Raw genomic sequence first — 22,264 nt, 5'->3', positions numbered from 1 at the left:
CCTAGCGCCGAAGCTTGTCGAAGAACTCGCCTATCGCAGCACCGTGCTGTCGATAGTCGAATGATTTGAGAGCGCGGTTCCGCGCGGCCACGCGCATGAGCGCCCGCTCGGTTGCGGTTGACTGCGCCGCTACCCGGAGCGTCTCGGTCAACGCCTCAAGCGAATGGTCACGGCAGATGTAGCCTTCGACTCCGTGTCGCAGATAATCCCCCATGTCGCCCGTCAGATTGACGATGACCGGGGTGCCGTTGGCCAGGCTCTCGCAGAACTTGGTGGAAAAGCCGGCATTCGTCGAACGCTCCGGGCGCCGCACGAGGATGCTGAAGTCAGCCTCCTGCAGGACACCTGGGATGTCGTACTGCGGAATTCTACCTAGGACGTGCACGTTCGCCGGCAGGGTCCGCTCGTCGTGAAGCGCACGGACGTCCGCCGGCGAGGGGCCGAATATCCGAAGATTGAGCGGGGCACCGCCCCGGCACGCCTGGTCGACCGCTCGAATGATGGTGGCGAGGAGATCTTTCTTGTTGCGCCCGGGAGTGCCCGCGTACACCAGCGAGAGTCCCGGCGGTCCAGACGAGCCGTGGTGCTCAACCTTCAAGTTCTGAACGTCAAGCGTCGGCGGTACACGCAGGACGGGCAGCCCGTGGTTCCGGTAGTAGGTTTCCAGCAGCGTGCTGATGGCGATGACACCGTCGCATCGGGAATATTGACGCACCAGCGCGACTTTCAAGCTCAGGTTCAATGGCCCGAGCACTCCCCCACGAACGTAACGTCCGTTGTTCCAGTCGACGACATCGGCCACCAGCGGGACCTTGTTCCGTCGACACCACCGCTGAAGATGGAACATGTACTGCGCCATGCCCCCGTGGACGACGACGTGCGACGGACGCGGACTTTGGCGATCCAGCCACTCGGCGGTCTTCCGGCCCCACCGCAGGAACATCTGGGTGGAGCTGGCCAGCAGGCCTGATCCGGGCTGCGGCGCCTCGCCCACGCCGAGGTATGTGACCTTGCCCGGCCCGTCGATCTCGTCCAATCCAACCTCGTTCGCTGGACCAGCATCACCGCCAGCCACAACCACGTCGAAGCCCGCAGCCGCCAAGGAGCCCACCAGTCCATAGACCCGCCGCGAACCCGGTTCGCCCCAGGGGAACGCAAAGGGACCGACGAAGGCGATCCAGTTCGCTCGTCTGCTCATCTCTCTCCAGTCGCTCGGTCCAACAGCACGGCGGACCGGCCCACCCTTGACGCGGCCGGGGCGTCGACCGCTGATTGAAGGACGCTGGCGAAGTGCGCCGCTACCTGGCTCTTCCGGTGATGACGCACGGCGTACTCGAAGCCGTGACGACCGAACGCCTCCCGCTCGGCGTGCCGAGAGAGTCTGCGCAGCCCGTCCAGTAGCGCAGACGGCTCCTGGACGCCCACGATGACACCTGCGTCTGCGGTTCGGATGTGCGCCATCGAGGCGACCTCACTCGGCCCGAAGCCGAGAATCGCCCGCCCGGCTGCCAGGTACTGAGGGATCTTCGTCGACACCGAATATCTGGTGTACCGACGGAGGCGTTCGCCGAACGATTCGACGTGGATGAGTACGTCGGCCCCATGTAGGGCACCGGGCACCTCGTCGGGAAGGAGTGCCGGACCGACACGGGTGTGCGCCAAACCGTCAAAGAGGTGCCCATGCCGGGCCTGGTCCTCAGCCGGACAGTGCACGTGCAAGCTCATCGGCGTCCCTGCGGCAGTGATCGACTCCACCGCCGTGGCGATCGCGTGCAGGGAGCGCCAGCGTTCCAGATGCAGAGCTCCGACGTAGACCAACCTGATTGGCCGACCTGGTGCCGCGGGCTCGCTTTGTGTCGTTCGTGCCTGGAAGAACTCCTCACCGACAGAGTTCAAGAAGACAGAGAACGGGATGCCGTACCTCCGCTCGTACTCATCAGCCATCGGCCGGCTGATGGCCATTCCGAGCGGTGCGCTCTCGATGAGGCGCCCGATTGCCCTACGCACCGCTCGGGCCCCCGCCCCGAGAAACTCGCCGCCCGCATACAAGGTCGCTGGCCAGTCATCTGTGAAGTGTGGGACGACCGGAACGCGCGCGACGCGGGCGCAGTGGGCCACCAGCCGCGCCAGCCGGACGGACCCAAGCATGGAGTAGACGACATCGGGACGGAACTCGCGCACCCATCCGTCGAGCCGCGCCGTGAAGCGCGGTGGCGTCAGGTCGTCTGCCGCGCACAGGTACGAGTAGAGCCGCGCCGCCCCCCGCCGCCGGTCGGCCGCGTCTCGGACTGCAGCGATCGCCGGCATCTTCGGGAAGGACGAGCTGCCGTCCCAGCCGAGCAGGCGCAGCGTACGGTACTGCGCGGGCAGGTACCTTTCACTCGGACCGAAGTGGAAGTATTCGTCACAGACGTCCGTCGACGGAACGGCGTTCGCCGTGTAGATCTGCGCCAAGCGGTCCCTGGGCCAGCCGTGGAAGAGGTTCGACAGGGTCATCGAGGTTCCGGTCGACCTGCCGAAAGGCATTTGGTCGACCACGAGCACCCTCGGGTAATCCACATCAAACTCCCGCACCGGCAACCACCCTTTCTTTCGAAACCGGCATTCGCAGAACCCGCCGGTAGCCGTAGATGGCAGCTGGAACGACGGTCAGCAGGGAGCAGAGCACCCCGATGAACGGAATCGAGGCCACCCCGAAGAACGTAGATCCGTACCACTTCCCGCTCACTGCCAGAACCAGGTAGAGCGAATAGCCGACGATCTGTGGACGGATGAGGCCTGCCGCATTCTGCACCATGAAGAGCGGTGACAGGGCGGCCAGCAGAATCCACCACAGTCCGAGGCCTGCCAGCAGCCACCGGTTGCCCACGGGAACCGACAGCCAGGCCAGGAAGATTCGGTCGCCGAGCAGCACCAGGCTGACTGCGGGAACCGCCACGACCAGCGCGGAGACTCCGATCATCCGGCGGACCGTTCGCCGTACCCAGACCAAGTCGCCCGTGGCGAGCGCCTCTCCGTGCATCGGCCAGAAGGGCTGATTCACCAGCATGACCAGGAATCCGAGTTGCGCGAAGAGCTTCACGGCGACCGCGTACGTCGCCACGGTTGCCAGACCCCGCGTATGCGCGACGATGAGACTGTCTGCGTTGTCGGCCGTGGTCATGACGATCGTCAGCAGGAAGAACTGTCCGCCGAGTCGGATCAGCTCGCCGGCGACGCGCCGATCGACCAGCCGCAGGCGCGGCGCGATCTCCGGCAGGCACCGCCAGTACGTCCATAGGGTGTTGACGAGGTTGGTCAGGACCGGTCCAGCCACAGCACTCGCGACCACTACGACGGGTGGCATCTCGGCTCGAACGGCGAAAAACGCCAACGGCAGCGATGCCAGGACACCTGCAGCAAGCCACATGTTGCTCATGCCGATGCGCTGATATGCGTACTGAATGCGGTTGACCAGGGACAGCGGCACATTGAGCAGGAACGCGGTCAGGCATGCCAGGGCTATGCCACGCGCCTGCCCTGGCGTCACCGAATCCCCGGCGTTGAAGATCGAGGACCAGGGGATGGCGCCGGCCGCCAGCCACAACACGCCGCACGCGGCGACGGCTGCGAGTGTCACCATCACGTAGGCGGATGAGATGTATCGACGGGCCTTCTCGGTGTTCCCGGTGGCATAGCAGGTGGCGAGTTTGGTCATGAGGCCGTACCCGAGCCCGAGGTCCGTGAAGGCGGCCATGACCGTGACAGCGGCGACCGCCATCCACAGGCCGTACAGGTCGGCGCCCAGATAGGACAGGGTGAGCGGAATGAGCGCCAGAGGCGCCACCGCGCTGATCACTCGGCTCAGCGCGGCCGTCGCCACCCACGAGAGCAGACGGCGAAGTCTCCCGGCGCCATGCCGGGATCGCGCTGGAACCGGTCCTACGGTCGGGGCTTCGTCGATACGCCGCGCATCAGCTGGCGTGGTTTCAACGGGCTGGGACGGCGATACGACGTGGTTACGTGAGTACATTCGTCGCGCTAACTCGCCGTGTTGACAGAAGGTGTCGCGGCAGACGCGTCGCAGCGACGGACGGACACAGCTGTTTCGCACGCTTGTCCTGGAAGTCGCACGCCCACCCTCCTGACGTCGCCACGATGGAACACTGCGCCCGTGAAGGGGATCAGACCCGGATCCCGGACCACCCATGGTGCCTGCGGACGGTCGAGAGGATGAAGTCGACGACCCGGCGCGAGGTGTCCGGCACCTCGTAGTCCGCCGGGCATGGCACCCCGTCGGCGGCGACCTGATCAACCACGACCCGGATCGCCTCCACCACGCCGCGCGGGTCGAGCCCTGTCATGATGATGCCCCCCGCGTCGAGCGCTTCGGGGCGTTCGATCGACTCGCGCAGGGTCACCGCCGGGAAACCGAGGATCGCCGCCTCCTCGCTGATCGTGCCGCTGTCCGACAGGGTGCACCGGGCGGAGGCCTGCAGCCGGACATAGTCGAAGAGCCCGAACGGCTCGTGAAAGGCGATGCCCTCCAGCGCGGTGTCGTCGACCGCGAGCGCCTCCAGAGACTTACGGGTGCGTGGGTGGGTCGAGACCAGCATTGGCAAGCCCCACTCGTCACGGACTGCCCGAAGACAGTCGAGCAGACGGTTGAGTCGGTCGGGACGGTCGACGTTCTCCTCACGGTGCGCGCTGACCATGAAGTATCCGCCAGGTGTGAGTTCCAGCTGTTCGAGGACCGTGGAGCTGGCGATGTCAGCCCGGTAGTGGTCGAGCACCTCGCGCATCGGGGAACCGGTGTGCAGGATCCGGCGGGGATGCAGGCCCTCGGCGAGCAGGTTTCGCCGGGCATGCTCGGTATAGACGAGGTTGAAGTCGGCGACGTGGTCGACGAGCCGGCGATTGGTCTCCTCCGGCACGTTGAGATCAAAACACCGGTTGCCCGCCTCCATGTGGTAGACCGGCACCCGCATCCGGCGGGCCATGAGCGCGGCGATGCAGCTGTTGGTGTCGCCGAGCACCAGCAGCGCATCGGGTTGGAACGCGGAGATCGCCTCCTCCACACCGACAAGGACACCACCGAGGACCCGGCCCAGCGAGGAGGTGTCGACGCCGAGGAACCGGTCCGGACGGCGCAGCCTCAGTTCCGTGAAGAAGATGTCCGACAGGTTCGGGTTCCAGTTCTGTCCGGTGTGCACGAGCACGTGCTCGACCGTGCGGTCCAGCGCGTCCATCACCCTGGAGAGCCGGATGATCTCCGGTCGAGTGCCCACCACCGTCATGACGCGGGTCATCGCCCGTCCCCTCACCTCTTCGCCGACGCACGCCACCGTCGCGCACGATGACGCCACGGCACCTCCTACAGAGCAACGATCCGGCATGGACGAGGTTGTGCCGGCCGCCGCTTCCGCCGATTCATCACTGAGCCCGTGCATTATCTGCATGTAAGCGCTGTCGGTCTCTCGGAATGCGGAGGCGTTCTGGCGATCCCGTTACCAACGGATACGAAAGGCTGCGAGAGCTTTCCGCCGTCTTGCACCAGGGACAACGGACGCCGCAGAAAAACAGCTCCGGACAAGACGCCAGGCCTGGAGACGGCGCAGAGCAACCCAGATCCTGGTCGGCAGAACGGCGGCTGGCTCGGCTAACGCGCATGATGGCCGTAGAGTCAAAAGGTCTCCGCGCACGTCGCCAAGCTGCCTCACCGAGAATTCGACCCGGCGGGCGGCCGGTCGCTCGGCCGCGAGCTGTCCACCGACCCCGATCCGTGCGACCCGCCCCGCGGCGGAGCGTGTCGCGCCGGCCTGCCTGCCCGTACGTCCCGTCGGCTCGCTCCAGATGTGGTGAGCTGTACGGGTGGCGGGACTCGGTCTGGTGCTGCACCCCACCCGGGACGTTACCGAGGTGGTCGGGATCATCGAGCGGTGGGCGTCGCGCCACCGCATCACGCTGCTGGTCCGTGCCGAGGACCGGCAGCGCGTGCCGTCCGGTGTGGCGCCGGTGCCCGCCGATGAACTGGCCGCGCATGCCGACGCGCTGATCAGCATCGGCGGCGACGGCACCATGCTGGGCGCGCTGCGGATGGCCGTACGCGACCCGAAGCCGGTGCTCGGCGTCCACCTGGGCCGGGTCGGCTTCCTGGTCGAGGTGGAGCCGCCGGACCTGCCCCGGGCGCTGGAGCGGCTGGTGGAGCACGACTTCACAGTCGAGTCGCACGCCTGCCTGGCCTGCGACGTCTGCGGTGACGACGTGGTGGCGTTCAACGACATCGCCCTGGTCCGGCAGCCCGGCGCCGGGTTCGTCACGGCCACGCTGGCGGTGGACGGCCAGCGGTACGGCTACTACCGCTGCGACGCGCTGGTGGTGAGCACGCCGACCGGCTCGACCGCGTACAGCTACGCCGCCGGCGGCCCGTTGATCTCACCGGCCACGGAGGCGATGGTGGTGACGCCGTCCGCGCCGATGGCCGGGATCTCCCGCTCGGTGCTGCTCTCCGCGCACGAGACGGTGCACCTGGAGCTGCGCGCGGACTCGGCGCCGGTGGCGGTGGAGATGGACGGGCTGCTGATCCGGCAGGCGGCGACCGAGGGCTCGGTGCACATCCGGTACGTCAAGGACGCCGGCCGGGTGGTCCGCCTCGACCCGCGCCGCTACCAGGAGCGCAACCAGCTCAAGTTGAGCCTGCTGGACCTGCCGCTGCTGCCGGACCAGCTGCGCGAGCTGTTGCCGGACGGGTTGCGGGAGCAGCTCAACCGCCGGGAGCTGCCCCCGCCCCGGTGACCGTCAGGACGCCCCGAGCACCCCGTCGACGAGCGCCTTGGCCTCCTCCTGGATCCGGGCCAGGTGCTCCGGGCCCTGGAACGACTCGGCGTAGATCTTGTAGACGTCCTCGGTGCCGGACGGGCGGGCGGCGAACCAGCCCGACTCGGTGGTCACCTTGAGGCCGCCGATCGCGGCACCGTTGCCGGGTGCGGTGGTGAGGATCGCGGTGATCGGCTCACCGGCCAGCTCGGTCGCGGTGACCTGCTCCGGCGACAGCTTCGCCAGGACCGCCTTCTCCTCGCGCCCGGCCGGGGCGTCGATGCGGGCGTACGCGGGCGCGCCGAAGCGGTCGGCCAGCTCGGCCCAGTGCTCGCTGGGCGTACGCCCGGTGGTGGCGATGATCTCGGCGGCGAGCAGGCAGAGCAGGATGCCGTCCTTGTCGGTGGTCCAGGTGCCGCCGTCGCGGCGCAGGAACGACGCGCCGGCGCTCTCCTCGCCGCCGAAGCCGACGGCGCCGTCGAGCAGGCCGGGCACGAACCACTTGAACCCGACCGGGACCTCCAGCAGCGGGCGGCCGAGGTCGGCCGCGACCCGGTCGATCATCGAGGAGGAGACGAGCGTCTTGCCCACCGCCGCGGCCGGGCCCCACTGCTCCCGGGTACGGAACAGGTGGCCGATCGCGACGGCCAGGTAGTGGTTGGGGTTCATCAGGCCGCCGTCGGGCGTGACGATGCCGTGCCGGTCGGCGTCGGCGTCGTTGCCGGTGGAGACCGCGTAGTCGTCCCGGGCGGCGATCAGCGAGGCCATCGCGTTCGGCGACGAGCAGTCCATCCGGATCTTGCCGTCGCCGTCGAGCGTCATGAACCGCCACGTCGGGTCCACCAGCGGGTTGATCACCGTCAGGTCGAGGCGGTGCCGGTCGGCGATCTCCCCCCAGTACGCCACGCTCGCCCCGCCCATCGGGTCCGCGCCGATACGCACTCCGGCGTCGCGGATCGCGTCGATGTCCAGCGCGGCGGGCAGGTCGTCGACGTACCGGGCGAGGAAGTCGTACCCCCCGGTGGTGTCGGCGGCGCGCGCCCGCGCGTACGGGATGCGTCTCACCTCCTTGAGCCCGGCGGCGAGGATCGCGTTCGCGCGGTCCTGGATCCACTTCGTGGCGTCGGTGTCGGCGGGCCCGCCGTGCGTGGGGTTGTACTTGAAGCCGCCGTCGGACGGCGGGTTGTGCGACGGGGTGATCACGATGCCGTCGGCGAGGCCGCTGGTGCGGCCCCGGTTGTGGGTGAGGATGGCGTGCGAGACGGCGGGCGTCGGGGTGTAGCCGTCGCGGCTGTCGCGCAGCACGGTGACGCCGTTGGCGGCGAGCACCTCCAGCGCGTCGGCCTCGGCCGGCGCGGAGAGCGCGTGGGTGTCCCGGCCGAGGAACAGCGGCCCGTCGAGGCCCTGCTCGCGCCGGTAGTCGCAGAGCGCCTGGGTGACGGCGACGATGTGGTCGGAGTTGAACGCGTGGCGCAGGCTGGACCCGCGGTGCCCGGAGGTGCCGAAGGAGACCTGCTGCGCCGGGTCGTCCGGGTCCGGGTGCTCGGCGTAGTAGGCGGTGACCAGCCGGGGCACGTCGACCAGATCGTCGGGCTGCGCGGGCTGGCCGGCACGGGGGTGGGCCACTGCGGGATCCTCCTCGGGTTGCGGTGGTGCTGCTCAGGGCTCGACGCGCTGGCCCTTGCCGATCACGACGATGCCGTTGTCGGACACGGTGTAGCGCTGGCGGTCCTTCTCCAGGTCGACGCCGATCTCGGCGCCCTCCGGGACGTGGACGTTCTTGTCCAGGATCGCGCGCCGGACGACCGCGTGGCGGCCGATCTGGACGCCCTCCATCAGCACGGCGCCGTCGACGTGCGCCCAGGAGTGGACCTTCACCTTCGGCGACACGATCGAGTTCTCCACCAGCGAGCCGGAGATCACCGAGCCGGGCGACACCATCGAGCTGACCGCGCGGCCGACCCGCTCGCCCCAGGCGTGCACGAACTTGGCCGGCGGGTACGGCGGCTGCTCGGTGTAGATCGGCCACTCGAAGTTGTAGAGGTTGAACACCGGGTGCACGTTGATCAGATCCATGTGCGCGTCGTAGAACGAGTCGAGCGTCCCCACGTCCCGCCAGTAGCCGCGGTCGCGGTCGGTGCTGCCCGGCACCTCGTTGTCCTTGAAGTCGTAGACGTTCGCCTCGCCGCGCTCGACCAGCATCGGGATGATGCTGCCGCCCATGTCGTGCTTGCTGGTCTTGTCCGCCGCGTCGCGCTCGACCGCCTCGCACAGCGCCTTCGTGGTGAACACGTAGTTGCCCATCGAGGCGTAGATCTGGTCCGGCGCGTCGGGCAGCCCCACCGCGTCGGTGGGCTTCTCCCGGAACGCGCGGATGCGCTTGCCGTCCTCGCCGACCTCGATCACGCCGAACTGGTCGGCCATCGACAGCGGCTGCCGGATGCCGGCGACCGTCACCCCGGCGCCGGAGGCGATGTGGTCGTCGACCATCTGCCGGGGGTCCATCCGGTAGATGTGGTCGGCGCCGAAGACGATCACGTAGTCGGGCTGCTCGTCGTTGATCAGGTTGAAGCTCTGGTAGATCGCGTCGGCCGAGCCGGCGAACCACCACGGGCCGCGGCGCTGCTGCGCCGGCACCGGCGTGACGTAGTTGCCGAGCAGCGTCGACATCCGCCAGGTCTTGGTGATGTGCCGGTCCAGCGAGTGCGACTTGTACTGGGTCAGCACGACGATCTTGAGGAAGCCGGCGTTCGCCAGGTTGGACAGGACGAAGTCGACCATGCGGTACATCCCGCCGAAGGGGACGGCGGGCTTCGCCCGGTCGGTCGTCAGGGGCATCAGGCGCTTGCCCTCCCCGCCGGCCAGGACGATCGCGAGCACCTTGGCAGCCATGCTCAGACGCTAACGACCCGGAACCGACTTCACCACTCGGACGCCCACACTTGCGCACCGCGTGCGACACGCCGCTCTGCACTAGGGTGCGGGCATGGCACCGATGCGCGTCGACCTGCTCACCCGCGAGTACCCGCCGGAGGTGTACGGCGGCGCCGGCGTGCACGTGGAATACCTCGCCCGCGAGCTGCGCCGGCTCGCCGACGTGCGGGTGCACTGCTTCGGCGCGCCGCGCGACGAGCCCGGCGTCACCGCGTACGCGGAGCCGGCCGCGTTGGCCGGCGCGAACGCCGCGCTGCGGGTCATGGGCGTCGACCTGGAGATGGCCGCCGGCACGGCCGGCACCGACGTGGTGCACAGCCACACCTGGTACGCGAACCTGGCCGGGCACACCGCGAAGCTGCTGCACGGGGTGCCGCACGTGGTCACCGCGCACAGTCTGGAGCCGCTGCGCCCGTGGAAGGCCGAGCAGCTCGGCGGCGGGTACGCGCTCTCCTCCTGGTGTGAGCGGACCGCGTTCGAGGCCGCCGACGCGATCATCGCGGTGAGCGCGGGCATGCGCCGCGACGTGCTCACCGCGTACCCGGCGGTTAACCCGGACCGGGTCCGCGTGGTCTACAACGGCATCGACACCGCGCAGTACGCCCCGGACCGGAACACCGACGTGCTCGACCGGCTCGGCATTGACCCGTCCCGGCCCAGCGTGGTCTACGTCGGGCGGATCACCAAGCAGAAGGGCCTGCCGTACCTGCTGCGCGCCGCCCGCGAGCTGCCCGCCGACGTCCAGCTGGTGCTGCTGGCCGGCGCACCTGACACGCCGGAGATCGGCGCGGAGGTCGAGGAGCTGGCCGCCGAGCTGCGCGCGAAGCGGTCGGGGGTCGTCTGGGTGGCGGCGATGCTGCCCAAGCACGAGGTGATCCAGGTGCTCACCCACGCCACGATCTTCGTCTGCCCGTCCGTGTACGAGCCGATGGGCATCGTCAACCTGGAGGCGATGGCCTGCGAGACGGCGGTGGTGGCGACCGCCACGGGCGGCATCCCGGAGGTGGTGGCAGACGGCGAGACCGGGCTGCTGGTGCCGATCGAGCAGGCCGGCGACGGCTCCGGCACGCCGCTGGACCCGGAGCGTTTCGTGGCCGACCTGGCCGCGCGCATGAACGAGCTGCTGGCCGACCCGGAGCGGATCGCCGCGTTCGGGGCGGCGGGGCGGCGGCGGGCCGTGGAGCACTTCTCCTGGGACGCGATCGCCCGCCAGACGCTCGAGGTCTACCGCTCGGTGGGCGTGTAAGGAAGGGCCCCTTCTTAACGCCTGCGGTAGAGGAAGGGCCCCTTCTCAACAGCCCGCCCCTCGCGGTCGGCGGCGGATACAGTCCCCGGATGCCGGATGCGATCTTCGCCCATCCTCGGCTCGCGCCGGTCTACGACGCGTTCGACGGCGACCGGGACGACCTGGACGCGTACCTCGCGATCGCCGACGAGCTGGACGCGCGCGTGGTGCTCGACCTCGGCTGCGGCACCGGGAACCTGGTCCTGCTGCTCGCCCGGCACGGCCGTACCGTCGTGGGGGTCGACCCGGCCAGGGCGTCCCTCGCCGTCGCCCGGTCGAAGGACCGCGAAGGCCGCGTGCGCTGGGTGCACGGCGACGCCACGACGCTGCCACCGCTGCGCGCCGACCTGGCCGTGATGACCGGCAACGTGGCGCAGGTGTTCTGCGCCGACGACGACTGGGCGCGCACCCTGCGGGGCGTCCACGCGGCGCTGCGGCCCGGCGGGCATCTCGTGTTCGAGACGCGGCGTCCCGAGCGCCGCGCGTGGGAGGAGTGGGCGGCGGACACCGCGCCGGTGACCCGGGACGTGCCGGGCGTCGGGCCGGTGGAACGACGTCTCGAGGTCACCGCTGTGGACCTGCCGTTCGTGTCCTTCCGGTTCACGTACCGGTTCCCGGCCGACGGCGCCGTCGTCACGTCGGACTCGACGCTGCGGTTCCGCGACCGGGACGAGGTCGAGGCGAGCCTGGCGGCCGCCGGCTACCGGGTGCTCGACGTGCGGGACGCGCCCGACCGCGCCGGCCGGGAGTTCGTCTTCGTCGCCCAGCGGTCGACCTGAACGTCGCCGTCGGCGGGCCAGAGCGCCCGCAGCCCGCCGACCCTGTGCCCGAGGCGCGGAAAGAGGCCGTTCGTGGCACGGGGCCGGCCGCCGGAAGTCCGCCACCCGTTCGGTGGAACGCCATGGGTGCCTCAGCGCCCTTTTGACACCCATAGCGTTCCACTCACCGCAGCCCACGCTCGTTCGGTGGAACGGCACGGGTGCCTCACCGGCACGAACTCGACGCCCTCGTGAGCGGGTTGAGGGCTCAGGTGAAGTCGCCGAGCGCGAGAGGATCTCGCGCAGTAGGTTGAGCGGGTGACTGGACGGTTCCCGATCGAAGACGTCTCCCCCGTCGTCTCCTGCGGTCGCTACCCGGCCAAGGCGGTGGTCGGCGAGGTCGTGCCGGTGTCGGCGCGGGCCTACCGCGAGGGCCACGACGCGCTCGGGTGCAACGTGGTCTGGCTCGGCCCGGACGGCGCGGCCCGCCCGTTCACCCGGATGCGCCCGGGCGAACCCGGCCAGGACCGCTGGCACGCCACCATCCGCCCGGACGCGGTGGGCCTGTGGCGCTTCGCCGTGGAGGCGTTCCAGGATCCGTACTTAACCTGGCAGAACGCGGTCACCAAGAAGCTCGCCGCCGGCCAGGGCGCGGCCGAGCTGGCGAACGACCTGGCCGAGGGCGTACGGGTGCTGACCGCCGCGCTGGAGCTGGTGCCGAAGGCCGACCGGGATCGCGTACGCGAAGCCGCGCGGGCCCTGGCCGACGACGAGCGGGACCTGCCGCGGCGGGTGAGCGCGGCGCTGGACCTGGCCGACCTGCTCTGGGAGCACCCGGTGCGCGAGCTGGTCACCACCGGCGAGGAGCGCACGCTCTGGGTGGACCGGCCCCGGGCGCTCTTCTCCGCCTGGTACGAGTTCTTCCCCCGCTCCGAGGGCGCGGTCCCGGCGACAGTCGACGCGCCCGCCCGTTCCGGCACGTTCGCCACCGCCATGGAGCGGCTGCCGGGTGTCGCGGCGATGGGTTTCGACGTGCTCTACCTGCCGCCGATCCACCCGATCGGCCGGGTCAACCGCAAGGGCCGCAACAACGCGCTCACCGCCGGGCCGGACGACGTGGGCTCGCCGTGGGCGATCGGCGCGGCCGAGGGCGGCCACGACGCCATCCACCCCGACCTGGGTACGCCTGAAGACTTCCGCGACTTCGTCGCGGCCGCCGCCGAGCAGGGCCTGGAGGTGGCGATGGACCTGGCGTTGCAGTGCGCGCCGGATCACCCGTGGGTCACCGAGCATCCGGAGTGGTTCACCACCCGCGCCGACGGCAGCATCGCGTACGCGGAGAACCCGCCGAAGAAGTACCAGGACATCTATCCGCTGAACTTCGACAACGACCCCGAGGGCATCCGGGCCGAGGTGCTGCGGGTGGTGCTGCACTGGGTCGGCGAGGGCATCCGGATCTTCCGGGTGGACAACCCGCACACCAAGCCGTTCGACTTCTGGCACTGGCTGATCGCCGAGGTCAAGAAGGTCGACCCGGACGTGCTGTTCCTGGCCGAGGCGTTCACCCGGCCGGCGATCATGCACGGGCTCGGCAAGATCGGCTTCACCCAGTCGTACACCTATTTCACCTGGCGCACGACGGCGGCCGAGATGCGGGAGTACTGCGAGGAGCTGGTCGCCTCGGTGGACTGGATGCGGCCGAACTTCTGGCCGAACACGCCGGACATCCTGCACTCGTCGTTGCAGCACGGCGGCCCGCCGATGTTCAAGATCCGGGCGGTGCTGGCGGCGCTGCTCTCCCCCTCCTGGGGCATGTACGCCGGGTTCGAGCTGTTCGAGCACGTGGCCCGGCCGGGCGCCGAGGAGTACCTGGACAACGAGAAGTACGAGCTGCGGCCCCGGGACTGGGACGCCGCGCTGGCGCAGGGCCGGTCGCTGGCGCCGTTCATCACCACGCTGAACCGGGTACGCCGGGACAATCCCGCCCTGCACCGGCTGCGCAACCTGCGGTTCCACGACATCGACAACCCGGCGCTGCTGTGCTGGTCGAAGCACGACCTCCAGACCGGCAACACGGTGATCGTGGTCTGCTCGTTCGACTCCCGCGAGGTGCAGTGGGGCAACACCACGCTCGACATGCCGGCGCTCGGGCTGGACTGGCACGAGCGGTTCACCGTGCGCGACGAGCTGACCGGCGCCGAGTACGACTGGGGGCAGCGCAACGCGGTACGCCTCGACCCGTACCTGCAACCGGCGCACGTGCTCACCGTGCGCCGCCCGGCCGCACCGGCCCCCGCCGAACCGGAGCAGCCGGCCGCACCAGACCTGACAGTCGAAGACGTACCCGCCGACCTCTCCGGCGGCACCGCCCCGACCGCACCGGCCGACAAGGACGACGCCCGATGGACCAGCTGATCACCGGCGAGGTACACGACCCGCACGCCGTGCTCGGCGCGCACCCGGCCGGCGGGAGCACCACGATCCGGACGCTGCGCCGGGGCGCCGGCGAGGTGACGCTGCTCGTCGACGGCGAGGCGCACCCGATGAAGCGGGTGCACGACGCCGGTGTCTTCGAGGCGGTGCTCCCCGGCGAGGTGCTCGACTACCGGGTCGAGGTGGACGGCACGACGCACGACGACCCGTACCGTTATCCGCCCACGCTCGGCGACCTCGACCTGCACCTGATCGGCGAGGGCCGGCACGAGCGGCTCTGGGCGGCGCTCGGCGCCCGGGTCTTCGACGAGGGCGTCGCGTTCACCGTCTGGGCGCCGAACGCCCGCGCGGTGCGGCTGATCGGCGACGTCACCGGCTGGGCGCCGGACGACGGCTGGCCGATGCGGTCGCTCGGGTCCAGCGGCGTGTGGGAGATCTTCGTGCCCGGCCTGCCGGTGGGCACCCGCTACAAGTACCGCATCCTGGGCGCCGACGGCAGGTGGCGGGACAAGGCCGACCCGATGGCCGCGCGCACCGAGGTGCCGCCGGCCACCGCGTCGGTGGTGCACGAGTCACGGTACGAGTGGGGCGACGCGGACTGGCTCGCGCGCCGGTCGCGGCAGGCGCCGCACCAGGAGCCGATGAGCGTGTACGAGGTGCACCTGGGCTCGTGGCGGCCCGGCCTGGGCTACCGGGAGCTGGCCGAGCAGCTCACCGCGTACGTGCTGGAGATGGGCTTTACCCACGTGGAGTTCCTGCCGGTGATGGAGCACCCGTTCGGCGGCTCGTGGGGTTACCAGGTCACCGGCTACTACGCGCCGACCGCCCGGTTCGGCGACCCGGACGACTTCCGCCACCTGGTGGACCGGCTGCACGCCGCCGGCATCGGCGTGCTCCTGGACTGGGTGCCGGCGCACTTCCCCAAGGACGAGTGGGCGCTCGCGCGCTTCGACGGCACCCCGCTGTACGAGCACCCCGACCCGCGTCGCGGCGAGCACCCCGACTGGGGCACGTACGTCTTCGACTTCGGCCGCAACGAGGTCCGCAACTTCCTGGTCGCCAACGCGCTGTACTGGCTCGACGAGTTCCACATCGACGGGCTGCGCGTGGACGCGGTGGCCTCGATGCTCTACCTGGACTACTCCCGTTCCGACGGGCAGTGGGCGCCGAACGTGCACGGCGGCCGGGAGAACCTGGAGGCGATCGCGTTCCTCCAGGAGGTCAACGCCACCGTCTACCGGCACCACCCGGGCGTGCTGATGATCGCCGAGGAGTCCACCGCCTGGCCCGGCGTCACGAAGCCCACCTCCGAGGGCGGGCTCGGGTTCGGGTTCAAGTGGAACATGGGCTGGATGCACGACACCCTGCTCTACACCTCGAAGGACCCGATCTACCGGCAGCACCACCACCATCAGCTCACGTTCTCGCTGGCGTACGCGTGGAGTGAGAACTACGTGCTGCCGATCAGCCACGACGAGGTGGTGCACGGCAAGGGCTCGCTCGCCGGCAAGATGCCCGGCGACACGTGGCAGCGGCTGGCGACGGTGCGGGCGCTGCTGGCGTACATGTGGGCGCATCCGGGCAAGCAGTTGCTCTTCATGGGCTGCGAGCTGGCCGACGACAGGGAGTGGAGCGAGGAGCGCGGCCTCGACTGGTACCTCACCCACGACCCGGCCCGCGCCGGTGTGCAGCGGCTGGTCGCCGACCTGAACCGGGTCTACCGGGCCAGCCCGGCGCTCTGGGCGCAGGACACCGACCCGGCCGGCTTCCGCTGGATCGCCGGGGACGACGTCGCCAACAACGCGGTGTCGTTCATCCGGATCGCCCCGGACGGGCAGACGCTGGTGTGCGTGGCGAACTTCTCCGCGCTGCCGCTGGACGACTACCGGATCGGCCTGCCCGCGGCCGGTACGTGGGCCGAGGCGCTGAACACCGACGCGAACCACTACGGCGGATCCGGGGTGGGCAACCTGGGCGAGGTGCACGCGGAGAACATCCCCTGGCACGGCCTGCCCGCGTCGGCCTCCCTGCGTATCCCCCCGCTGGGCGTGCTCTGGCTCCTACCCGCAACTGCCTGAGTGCGAGTACCGCCAGAACAGCCACGGCGGCCGGCACTGAGACAGCGTCTTCGGTTGGGCGGGTTGGTTCAGCGCTCGTTCTGTTCCTGGAAGTCGATGATCGCTTCGCCGTTGTCTCGAGCCCAGTCGGTCAGAACCTTGATCGGCTCGACCAGGGTCTGCCCGAGTGGAGTGAGGCTGTACTCGACGCGTGGGGGTGCCTCGGCGTAGGCGTGGCGTTCGACCAGGCCGTATGCCTGCAGGCGGCGCAGGGTCTGGGTGAGAACCTTGTGGGAGATGCCGCCGATGAGTTGGGCCAGCTCGCCGGGGCGCCGGGGTTGCAGGCTGAGTGCGAACAGCACGATCACCGCCCACTTCTCGGTGATGATCTCGACGGCCAGGCGGGTGGGGCAATCGGCGAGGAAGACCGGGCCCGGGGTGTCGTGCACAAAGTCGAAAGGTACCAGCGGGTTCCTATCGGCTCCGTAGCGTCTTGCGGCGAAGCCCTTCAGGAACGCAAGGAGCCATTCATGCCACGAGTAGTCGTGTTCGACGAGACCGGCGGTCCGGACGTTCTGCGCGTCGTCGACGAGCCGGTCGTCGAGCCCGCGGCCGGCGAGGTACGCGTACGGATCGAGGCCTTCGCGGTCAACCCGCTCGATCAGATGGTCCGGGCCGGGCAGTCCCCGCGGCCCGTGCCGTTGCCGCACGCGCGGCTGGGCGTCGAGGGGACCGGTGTGATCGACGCGCTCGGGTCCGGGGTGACCGGGCTGGCCGTCGGCGACCCGGTCATCCTCGGTGCGATACCCGATTTTGAGACCAGGGGCGCGTACGCCGAGTACACAGTGCTGCCGGCCGACCGGGTCGTGCCACGGCCCGCCGGGCTGGAGCCCGTCGCTGCGGCGGCGCTCTGGGTGTCGTACTTCACCGCCTACGGCGCGCTGGTGGACAGAGCCGGGATGCGGCCCGGGGACCAGGTCCTGATCACCGCGGCGTCGGGCGGTGTCGGGCGGGCCGCGATCCAGATCGCCAACCAGATCGGCGCCGTGCCGATCGCGGTCACCCGGCAGAGCGCCAAAGTGGAGAGCCTGTTGGCCGCCGGAGCCGCCGCGGTGATCGCCACCGACCGGGAGGACATCGGGGAGGCCACCCGGCGGCACACCGGTGGGGTGGGCGCCGACATCATCCTGGACGCTGTCATGGGCCCGGGCCTGGCCGAGCTGTCGCTGGCTGCGAAGCTCGGCGGCACCCTGGCCACGGTGGGCTGGCTGGACCCGCGCCCGGCGTCGTTCCCGGCGAATCCGTCACTGACCATCTATCGCTACATAAGTTTTGCGGACATGGTCGACCCGGTGACCGCCCGGCGCGTCGCCGCGTTCCTGGCCGCTGGTGTCCGCACCGGCGTGCTGCAACCGATGGTGGACCGGGTGTTCACGTTGAACGACATCGTCGAGGCGCACCGGTACCTGGAGAAGGGAACGGCGACGGGCAAGATCGTGGTGACGCCGTGACAGTCGGCCGCCGATCATGAGGTTGACGGCAGTTGTCGATCTCTACAAGGCGGTCAACCTCATGATCGACGCGAAGAGGAGGGGCCGGCGGTCAGACCAGGTCGGCTTCTCGGAGGAGCTTCCAGAGGCCGGCGCCGTCGGGGGCGCTCAGCCACTTCTGGCCGACCGGGCCGGACGACGGCCGTCCGGCGGGGGCGGGCAGGCTGCCCGCCAGCACCGACTGCGTCGGCGACAGCTGCCGGATCGCCACCCCGGCGACGTGGTCCGGGTGCGCGGCGGCGAACTCCCGGTAGATCTCCGGGTCGTGCTGCCCGTCGTCGCCGATCAGCAGCCACCGCACCTCGGGGAACTCCCGGGACAGCCGGGCCAGCGTGGCCCGCTTGTGCTCCCGGCCGCTGCGGAACCACCGGTCCGCGGTCGGCCCCCAGTCGGTGAGCAGCAGCGGCCCGGCCGGGTAGAGGTGGCGGGACAGGAACCGGGTCAGCGTCGGCGCGACGTTCCAGGCGCCGGTGGACAGGTAGAACACCGGCGCGCCCGGGTGGGCGGTGGCCAGCCGCTCGTACAGCACCGCCATGCCCGGCACCGCCGTGCGGGCGTGCTCGTCCAGCACGAACGTGTTCCACGCGGCCAGCAGCGGCCGGGGTAGCGCGGTCACCATGACGGTGTCGTCGATGTCGGAGAGGATGCCGAACCGGACGGCCGGGTCGAGCACGCGGACCAGCGCCTCCACCGGTTCGGCGTCGGCGACGCTGAGGCGTACGCAGCCCCAGCCGGGGGTGAAGTCGGCCTCGATCACGGTGTCGACGAACCCGCTGCGGTCGGCGGTCACCTCCTGGCGCACGCCGTCGGCCTCGATGGTCACCCGGATGTGCTTGGCGGGCAGCGTGGCGAAGCTGCGCCAGCCCCGCACCTTGTCCAGGCGGCCCCGCCGCCGGGTGTCCGGGCGGCCCAGCAGCACCCGGCAGAGCACCCGCGCCCAGCCCGGGGCGCCGTAGCCCGCGTACGCGATGATGTTGGGCTGCCACCCGGTGCGCCGCAACCGGCGCTCGACCAGGCCGTGCACGGCGTCCTCGAAGCGCGCGGCGCGGTGCAGTCGCGGTACGGCAAGCTGGTCCGGTGGTGTGGGTGGCACGCTGCAACACTGCCACACCCGGCCGGGCCCGGCCACGCGAGTGATCCACACCGATCGGCCCTCGGAGCCGCGTTCCGCCGTGACAGACTGCGGTCGGGGCGACGACGGGGGCGTTGGTCGTGTCGACGACGAAGCGGGACCGGGTGCGGCCGCGTCCGGACGCGCCGGCGCTGGTGGCGTTGCTGCTCGGTGTGGCCGGAGTCGGCTACCGCCTGGTGCTGACGCTGCTCACGGTGCCCGCGTCGAACAGCGACGAGGCCACGTTCGGGCTGGCCGCGCTGCACATCGCCGAGCGCGGTGAGCGGCCGGTCTTCCTCTACGGCCAGCGCTACATGGGCGTGCTGGAGTCCTACCTGGCCGCGCCGCTGGTCGGCTGGGCCGGGCCGAGCTGGCCGGTGCTGCGGCTGCCGCTGCTCGCGCTCTTCGCGGTGTTCCTGTGGCTGGCGTACCGGCTGACCCGCCGCCTGTTCTCCCCCTGGCTGGCGGTCGTCGTGGTGGGCCTGCTGGCGCTCGGCTCGGAGCGGGTGGTCCGCGACCAGCTCACAGTGGTCGGCGGCCGTCCGGAGGTGAAGCCGGCGGTGCTGGCGATGCTGCTGCTCGCGGTCGCGCTCGGCGAGGAGCGGGTCCGGCACCGCTGGCTGGCCACCGGCGCGTTCGGGCTGCTCGCCGGGCTGGCGCTCTGGTCGGACTGGCTGATCGCGCCGTACCTGCTGGTGGCGGGCGTGGTGCTGGTCCTGGCCATGCCCCGGGAGCTGATCGGCTGGCCGGGCGTGCTGCTGGTGGCGGGCTTCGCCGCCGGGATCGCGCCGGTGGTGAAGGACAACATCGTCGCGCCGGCCGGGCAGGACTCGCTGTCGGTGTTCCGGGAGATCAGCACCAAGGAGGGCGTCGCGCCGTCGCTGGCCGAACGGCTGCGCGGCGGACTGCTGGAGGGGGTGCCGCTGGCGTCCGGCCTGTGCCCGATGGACGGCTGCGCGCGCTGGACGCAGTGGTTCGGCGTGCTCTACCCGGTGCTGCTGCTGGCCGCCGCCGCGCTCGGGCTGGTCGCGTACCGCCGGGCCGCCGACCACGCCGCGCGGGTCCGGGCCGCGGCGATCCTCGCGCTGGTAGTGGGCGCGGCGTTGACCCTGCTGGCGTACGTGCGCAGCCCGCTCGCCGCGACCGACCCGCTCGGCAACTCCCGGTACCTGTCGGTGCTGCAGATCTCGCTGCCGGCCGTGCTGTGGCCGCTCTGGCTGGCCGCCGCGCACGCGCTGCGCAGAACCGCCGGTCCGGCCGCCCGGCTCGGCGGCGCCACGGCGGCGGTGGTGCTGGCCGGGCTGACCGCCGCCACGGTCGCCGGGACCGTGGCGTTCCTGGCCGGCGTGCCGGGCGTACGGGACGAGGAGCGCACGGCCCGCCGCCTGGCCGACACGGTGCGGGACGCCGGTCTGCACGAGGTGTACGGGGACTACTGGACCTGCAACCGGCTGATCTTCAACACCGGGGAGACGGTCGCGTGCGGCGTGCTCGACGGGGCGCTCACGCCCGGGCAGAACCGCTATCCGGCGTACTGGCAGCGGGTGGCGCGCGCGCAACGGCCCGGGTACGTGCTGGACGTCGGCTCCCCCGCCGAGCGCACACTGCGGCGGCTGCTTGGTGACCGCGCCGACGCGGCGGTGGTGGCCGAGGTGGGCGGCAGTCGCGTATACCACCCCGACCGTGCCGTGCGGCCGTGGCGCTGAGCCCGGCCCGTACGCTGTGCCGGTGCTCATCCTGCTGCCCCCGTCGGAGGGGAAGGCCGAGGCCGGCACCGGCCGCCGGCTGGACCTGTCCCGGCTGTCCCTGACCGAGCTGAACCCGGCCCGGGAGGCGGTGCTGACCGCGCTCGTCGACCTGTGCGCCGGGCCGGACGAGGCGGCGGCCCGGGCCGCGCTGGGCCTCACCGAGGGGCAGCGCGGCGAGCTGCGCCGCAACGCCCGGCTGCGGGAGGCGGCGACCGCCCCGGCCGGGCGGCTCTACACCGGCGTGCTCTACGAGGCGCTGGGCCTGGACACGCTGCCGCCCGACGCGCAGCGGGCGGCCCGCCGCCAGGTGCTGATCAGCTCCGGGCTGTGGGGCGCGGTACGCCTCGCCGACCGGATCCCGCCGTACCGCTGCCCGATCGGGGCGCGGCTGCCCGGGCTCGGGGCGCTGTCGGCGTACTGGCGTGGCGCGCTCGGGCCGGTGCTGGAGCCCGCCGCCGGACGCGGCCCGGTGCTGGACCTGCGCTCCGGCGCGTACGCGGCCACCTGGACGCCGCGCGGCGCGCTCGCCGAGCGGACGGTGACGGTGCGGGTGCTGCACGAGCGGACCGTGGACGGCACGCCGACCCGGTCGGTGGTGAGCCACTTCAACAAGGCGACGAAGGGGCGGCTGGTGCGGGATCTGCTGCTCGCCGACGCCCGGCCGCGTACCGCCGACGCGCTGGTGGGGGCGCTGCGGGAGCTGAAGTACACGGTCGAGGAGGCGCCCCGGGCGGCCGGGCGGCCCCGGCAGGTCGACCTGGTGGTCACCGAACTCTGACCGGCGGGCTTCCCGCAAATTTTGCTCAAGGCTCGGCCGCATCGGTTCCCGACCCGGCCGTTGGCGGCAACGGTAGAGGTACCCCGACTCTGACCGAGGAGCTGCGCCGATGCTCGCCGAGCCCACCTCGCTGCTCGACCGCCCCCGCCCGTCCCCGCCGCTGGACTGGCTGACCCTGACCGACGCCTTCGAGATCGCCTGCATGGTGCGCTGCACGCCGCCGCCGGCCGCCGACGTACGCCGCCTGGACCCCGGACCGCACCGGGGCGGGATCGCCGAGTTCAACCGCGAGGACGCGGCGCACCGGATGCGGCAGCTGCTGGGTCGACTCGACGTGCCGGTGCAGCACGAACTGACCACCGGTGGCCTGCGCCGCCGCTACGAGCTGCACCGGCTGGCGGTGCCGCCGCAGCACCGGGCGGCGTACGCGAATCTGCTCACCACCGGCTGGCGGCAGGGCCGCCGGGAGCTGCTCGGCGGGCCGTTCCCGGGCGCCTCGGCGGCGCGGCGGCTCTGGCGGCCCCGGCTGGCGGCGGCGGCCTGGCGGGCGGCGCTGCTCGCCGGCGGCCGGCACGTACGCCGGCACTGCCTCGGCATCCGGCTGGCCGACCGTGACCTGGCCGCGGTGCTGGTCCGCAGCGCGGCGCTGCTGGAGGTGCCGGCGGCGTTGCGGCCGGGCGCGGGCTGCTTCCTGGTGATCGTGCCCAACGGGGAGCACCGGACCCGGATCACCGAGAGCGCGGAGCTGGCCGCCGCCGGCTGACCGGCCCGGCGGCGGGCTTGCGCGGCGGCGGGTGCACGGCGCAGAGTGCAGC

The 22,264-nt window shown here is 71.2% G+C and carries 17 protein-coding genes; 9 read left to right on the top strand and 8 right to left on the bottom strand.

Going from position 1 to position 22,264, the window contains the following annotated elements; translation table 11 throughout:
- Window position 1: 1 nt before the first annotated feature.
- From PVK74_RS01475 to wecB, 4 genes are all read right to left on the bottom strand, one after another.
- Window positions 2–1,198, bottom strand: coding sequence for a glycosyltransferase (locus PVK74_RS01475; RefSeq protein ID WP_274477987.1), 1,197 nt, complete (start codon window positions 1,196–1,198; stop codon window positions 2–4).
- Window positions 1,195–2,574, bottom strand: coding sequence for a glycosyltransferase (locus tag PVK74_RS01470; protein WP_274477986.1), 1,380 nt, complete (start codon window positions 2,572–2,574; stop codon window positions 1,195–1,197). The genes PVK74_RS01475 and PVK74_RS01470 overlap by 4 nt, the downstream gene beginning before the upstream one ends.
- Entirely contained in the window at window positions 2,561–3,862 is a 1,302-nt protein-coding gene (locus PVK74_RS01465; RefSeq protein ID WP_274477985.1) for a lipopolysaccharide biosynthesis protein, read from the bottom strand. Before PVK74_RS01465 ends, PVK74_RS01470 begins: the two co-directional genes overlap by 14 nt.
- A gap of 301 nt (window positions 3,863–4,163) precedes the next feature.
- Entirely contained in the window at window positions 4,164–5,429 is a 1,266-nt protein-coding gene (wecB, locus tag PVK74_RS01460) for a non-hydrolyzing UDP-N-acetylglucosamine 2-epimerase (RefSeq protein ID WP_274477984.1), read from the bottom strand.
- 421 nt (window positions 5,430–5,850) lie between these two features.
- Between wecB and PVK74_RS01455 the strand changes: the two genes are divergently transcribed.
- Window positions 5,851–6,774 carry an NAD(+)/NADH kinase gene (locus PVK74_RS01455; protein ID WP_274477983.1) on the top strand — a complete coding sequence of 308 codons (924 nt, stop codon included), beginning with the start codon at window positions 5,851–5,853 and terminating at the stop codon, window positions 6,772–6,774.
- A 3-nt stretch (window positions 6,775–6,777) separates the two neighbouring features.
- On the opposite strand, the gene pgm is transcribed toward PVK74_RS01455, so the two are convergent.
- Entirely contained in the window at window positions 6,778–8,421 is a 1,644-nt protein-coding gene (gene pgm / locus PVK74_RS01450) for a phosphoglucomutase (alpha-D-glucose-1,6-bisphosphate-dependent) (RefSeq protein ID WP_210869576.1), read from the bottom strand.
- A 33-nt stretch (window positions 8,422–8,454) separates the two neighbouring features.
- Window positions 8,455–9,687: a glucose-1-phosphate adenylyltransferase gene (glgC, locus tag PVK74_RS01445; RefSeq protein WP_043325096.1), complete on the bottom strand. Its 1,233-nt coding sequence runs from the start codon at window positions 9,685–9,687 to the stop codon at window positions 8,455–8,457.
- Window positions 9,688–9,781: 94 nt separating this feature from the next.
- Here glgC and glgA point away from each other — a divergent pair, with 94 nt between their 5' ends.
- The 4 genes from glgA to glgB all read left to right on the top strand — a co-directional run bounded on the left by glgA (window position 9,782) and on the right by glgB (window position 16,283).
- The gene (gene glgA, locus PVK74_RS01440; RefSeq protein ID WP_064447489.1) at window positions 9,782–10,975 is read left to right on the top strand and encodes a glycogen synthase; all 1,194 of its coding nucleotides are present in this window, start codon (window positions 9,782–9,784) and stop codon (window positions 10,973–10,975) included.
- Window positions 10,976–11,064: 89 nt separating this feature from the next.
- Entirely contained in the window at window positions 11,065–11,793 is a 729-nt protein-coding gene (locus PVK74_RS01435) for a class I SAM-dependent methyltransferase (protein ID WP_064447488.1), read from the top strand.
- Between the two features lie 297 nt (window positions 11,794–12,090).
- Entirely contained in the window at window positions 12,091–14,187 is a 2,097-nt protein-coding gene (locus PVK74_RS01430; RefSeq protein WP_166456400.1) for an alpha-1,4-glucan--maltose-1-phosphate maltosyltransferase, read from the top strand.
- On the top strand, window positions 14,175–16,283 hold the full coding sequence (gene glgB, locus PVK74_RS01425; RefSeq protein ID WP_274477982.1) for a 1,4-alpha-glucan branching protein GlgB: 2,109 nt from the start codon (window positions 14,175–14,177) through the stop codon (window positions 16,281–16,283). Before PVK74_RS01430 ends, glgB begins: the two co-directional genes overlap by 13 nt.
- 68 nt (window positions 16,284–16,351) lie before the next feature.
- Here glgB and PVK74_RS01420 read toward each other — a convergent pair whose 3' ends face one another.
- Complete coding sequence (locus tag PVK74_RS01420; protein ID WP_069089950.1) at window positions 16,352–16,711, bottom strand: winged helix-turn-helix transcriptional regulator; 360 nt, start codon at window positions 16,709–16,711, stop codon at window positions 16,352–16,354.
- An 81-nt stretch (window positions 16,712–16,792) separates the two neighbouring features.
- Here PVK74_RS01420 and PVK74_RS01415 point away from each other — a divergent pair, with 81 nt between their 5' ends.
- Complete coding sequence (locus tag PVK74_RS01415; protein WP_274477981.1) at window positions 16,793–17,773, top strand: zinc-dependent alcohol dehydrogenase family protein; 981 nt, start codon at window positions 16,793–16,795, stop codon at window positions 17,771–17,773.
- Between the two features lie 91 nt (window positions 17,774–17,864).
- Here PVK74_RS01415 and PVK74_RS01410 read toward each other — a convergent pair whose 3' ends face one another.
- Window positions 17,865–18,905 carry an App1 family protein gene (locus PVK74_RS01410; RefSeq protein ID WP_043330371.1) on the bottom strand — a complete coding sequence of 347 codons (1,041 nt, stop codon included), beginning with the start codon at window positions 18,903–18,905 and terminating at the stop codon, window positions 17,865–17,867.
- Between the two features lie 119 nt (window positions 18,906–19,024).
- Between PVK74_RS01410 and PVK74_RS01405 the strand changes: the two genes are divergently transcribed.
- From PVK74_RS01405 to PVK74_RS01395, 3 genes are all read left to right on the top strand, one after another.
- Window positions 19,025–20,629, top strand: a complete 1,605-nt coding sequence (locus PVK74_RS01405; RefSeq protein ID WP_274477980.1) for a hypothetical protein — start codon at window positions 19,025–19,027, stop codon at window positions 20,627–20,629.
- 16 nt (window positions 20,630–20,645) lie between these two features.
- Window positions 20,646–21,449 (top strand): peroxide stress protein YaaA, encoded by an 804-nt coding sequence (gene yaaA / locus PVK74_RS01400; RefSeq protein WP_166456433.1) that lies wholly within the window; start codon window positions 20,646–20,648, stop codon window positions 21,447–21,449.
- Window positions 21,450–21,558: 109 nt separating this feature from the next.
- The gene (locus PVK74_RS01395; protein WP_030499746.1) at window positions 21,559–22,212 is read left to right on the top strand and encodes a hypothetical protein; all 654 of its coding nucleotides are present in this window, start codon (window positions 21,559–21,561) and stop codon (window positions 22,210–22,212) included.
- Window positions 22,213–22,264 lie beyond the last annotated feature (52 nt).

Source organism: Micromonospora chalcea (assembly GCF_028768405.1).
GTDB classification, from domain to species: Bacteria; Actinomycetota; Actinomycetes; order Mycobacteriales; family Micromonosporaceae; genus Micromonospora; species Micromonospora chalcea.
The sequence above is the reverse complement of the archived record's forward strand: the minus strand, read 5'-3'. Positions and strand labels throughout refer to the sequence as shown.

Excerpts from the sequence above, each read along its gene's own strand:
- PVK74_RS01415 (WP_274477981.1), top strand. The coding sequence starts at position 16,793 with ATGCCACGAGTAGTCGTGTTCGACGAGACCGGCGGTCCGGACGTTCTG.
- PVK74_RS01435 (WP_064447488.1), top strand. The coding sequence starts at position 11,065 with ATGCCGGATGCGATCTTCGCCCATCCTCGGCTCGCGCCGGTCTACGAC.
- wecB (WP_274477984.1), bottom strand. The coding sequence starts at position 5,429 with ATGCACGGGCTCAGTGATGAATCGGCGGAAGCGGCGGCCGGCACAACC.
- PVK74_RS01395 (WP_030499746.1), top strand. The coding sequence starts at position 21,559 with ATGCTCGCCGAGCCCACCTCGCTGCTCGACCGCCCCCGCCCGTCCCCG.
- glgA (WP_064447489.1), top strand. The coding sequence starts at position 9,782 with ATGGCACCGATGCGCGTCGACCTGCTCACCCGCGAGTACCCGCCGGAG.
- glgB (WP_274477982.1), top strand. The coding sequence starts at position 14,175 with ATGGACCAGCTGATCACCGGCGAGGTACACGACCCGCACGCCGTGCTC.
- glgC (WP_043325096.1), bottom strand. The coding sequence starts at position 9,687 with ATGGCTGCCAAGGTGCTCGCGATCGTCCTGGCCGGCGGGGAGGGCAAG.
- PVK74_RS01475 (WP_274477987.1), bottom strand. The coding sequence starts at position 1,198 with ATGAGCAGACGAGCGAACTGGATCGCCTTCGTCGGTCCCTTTGCGTTC.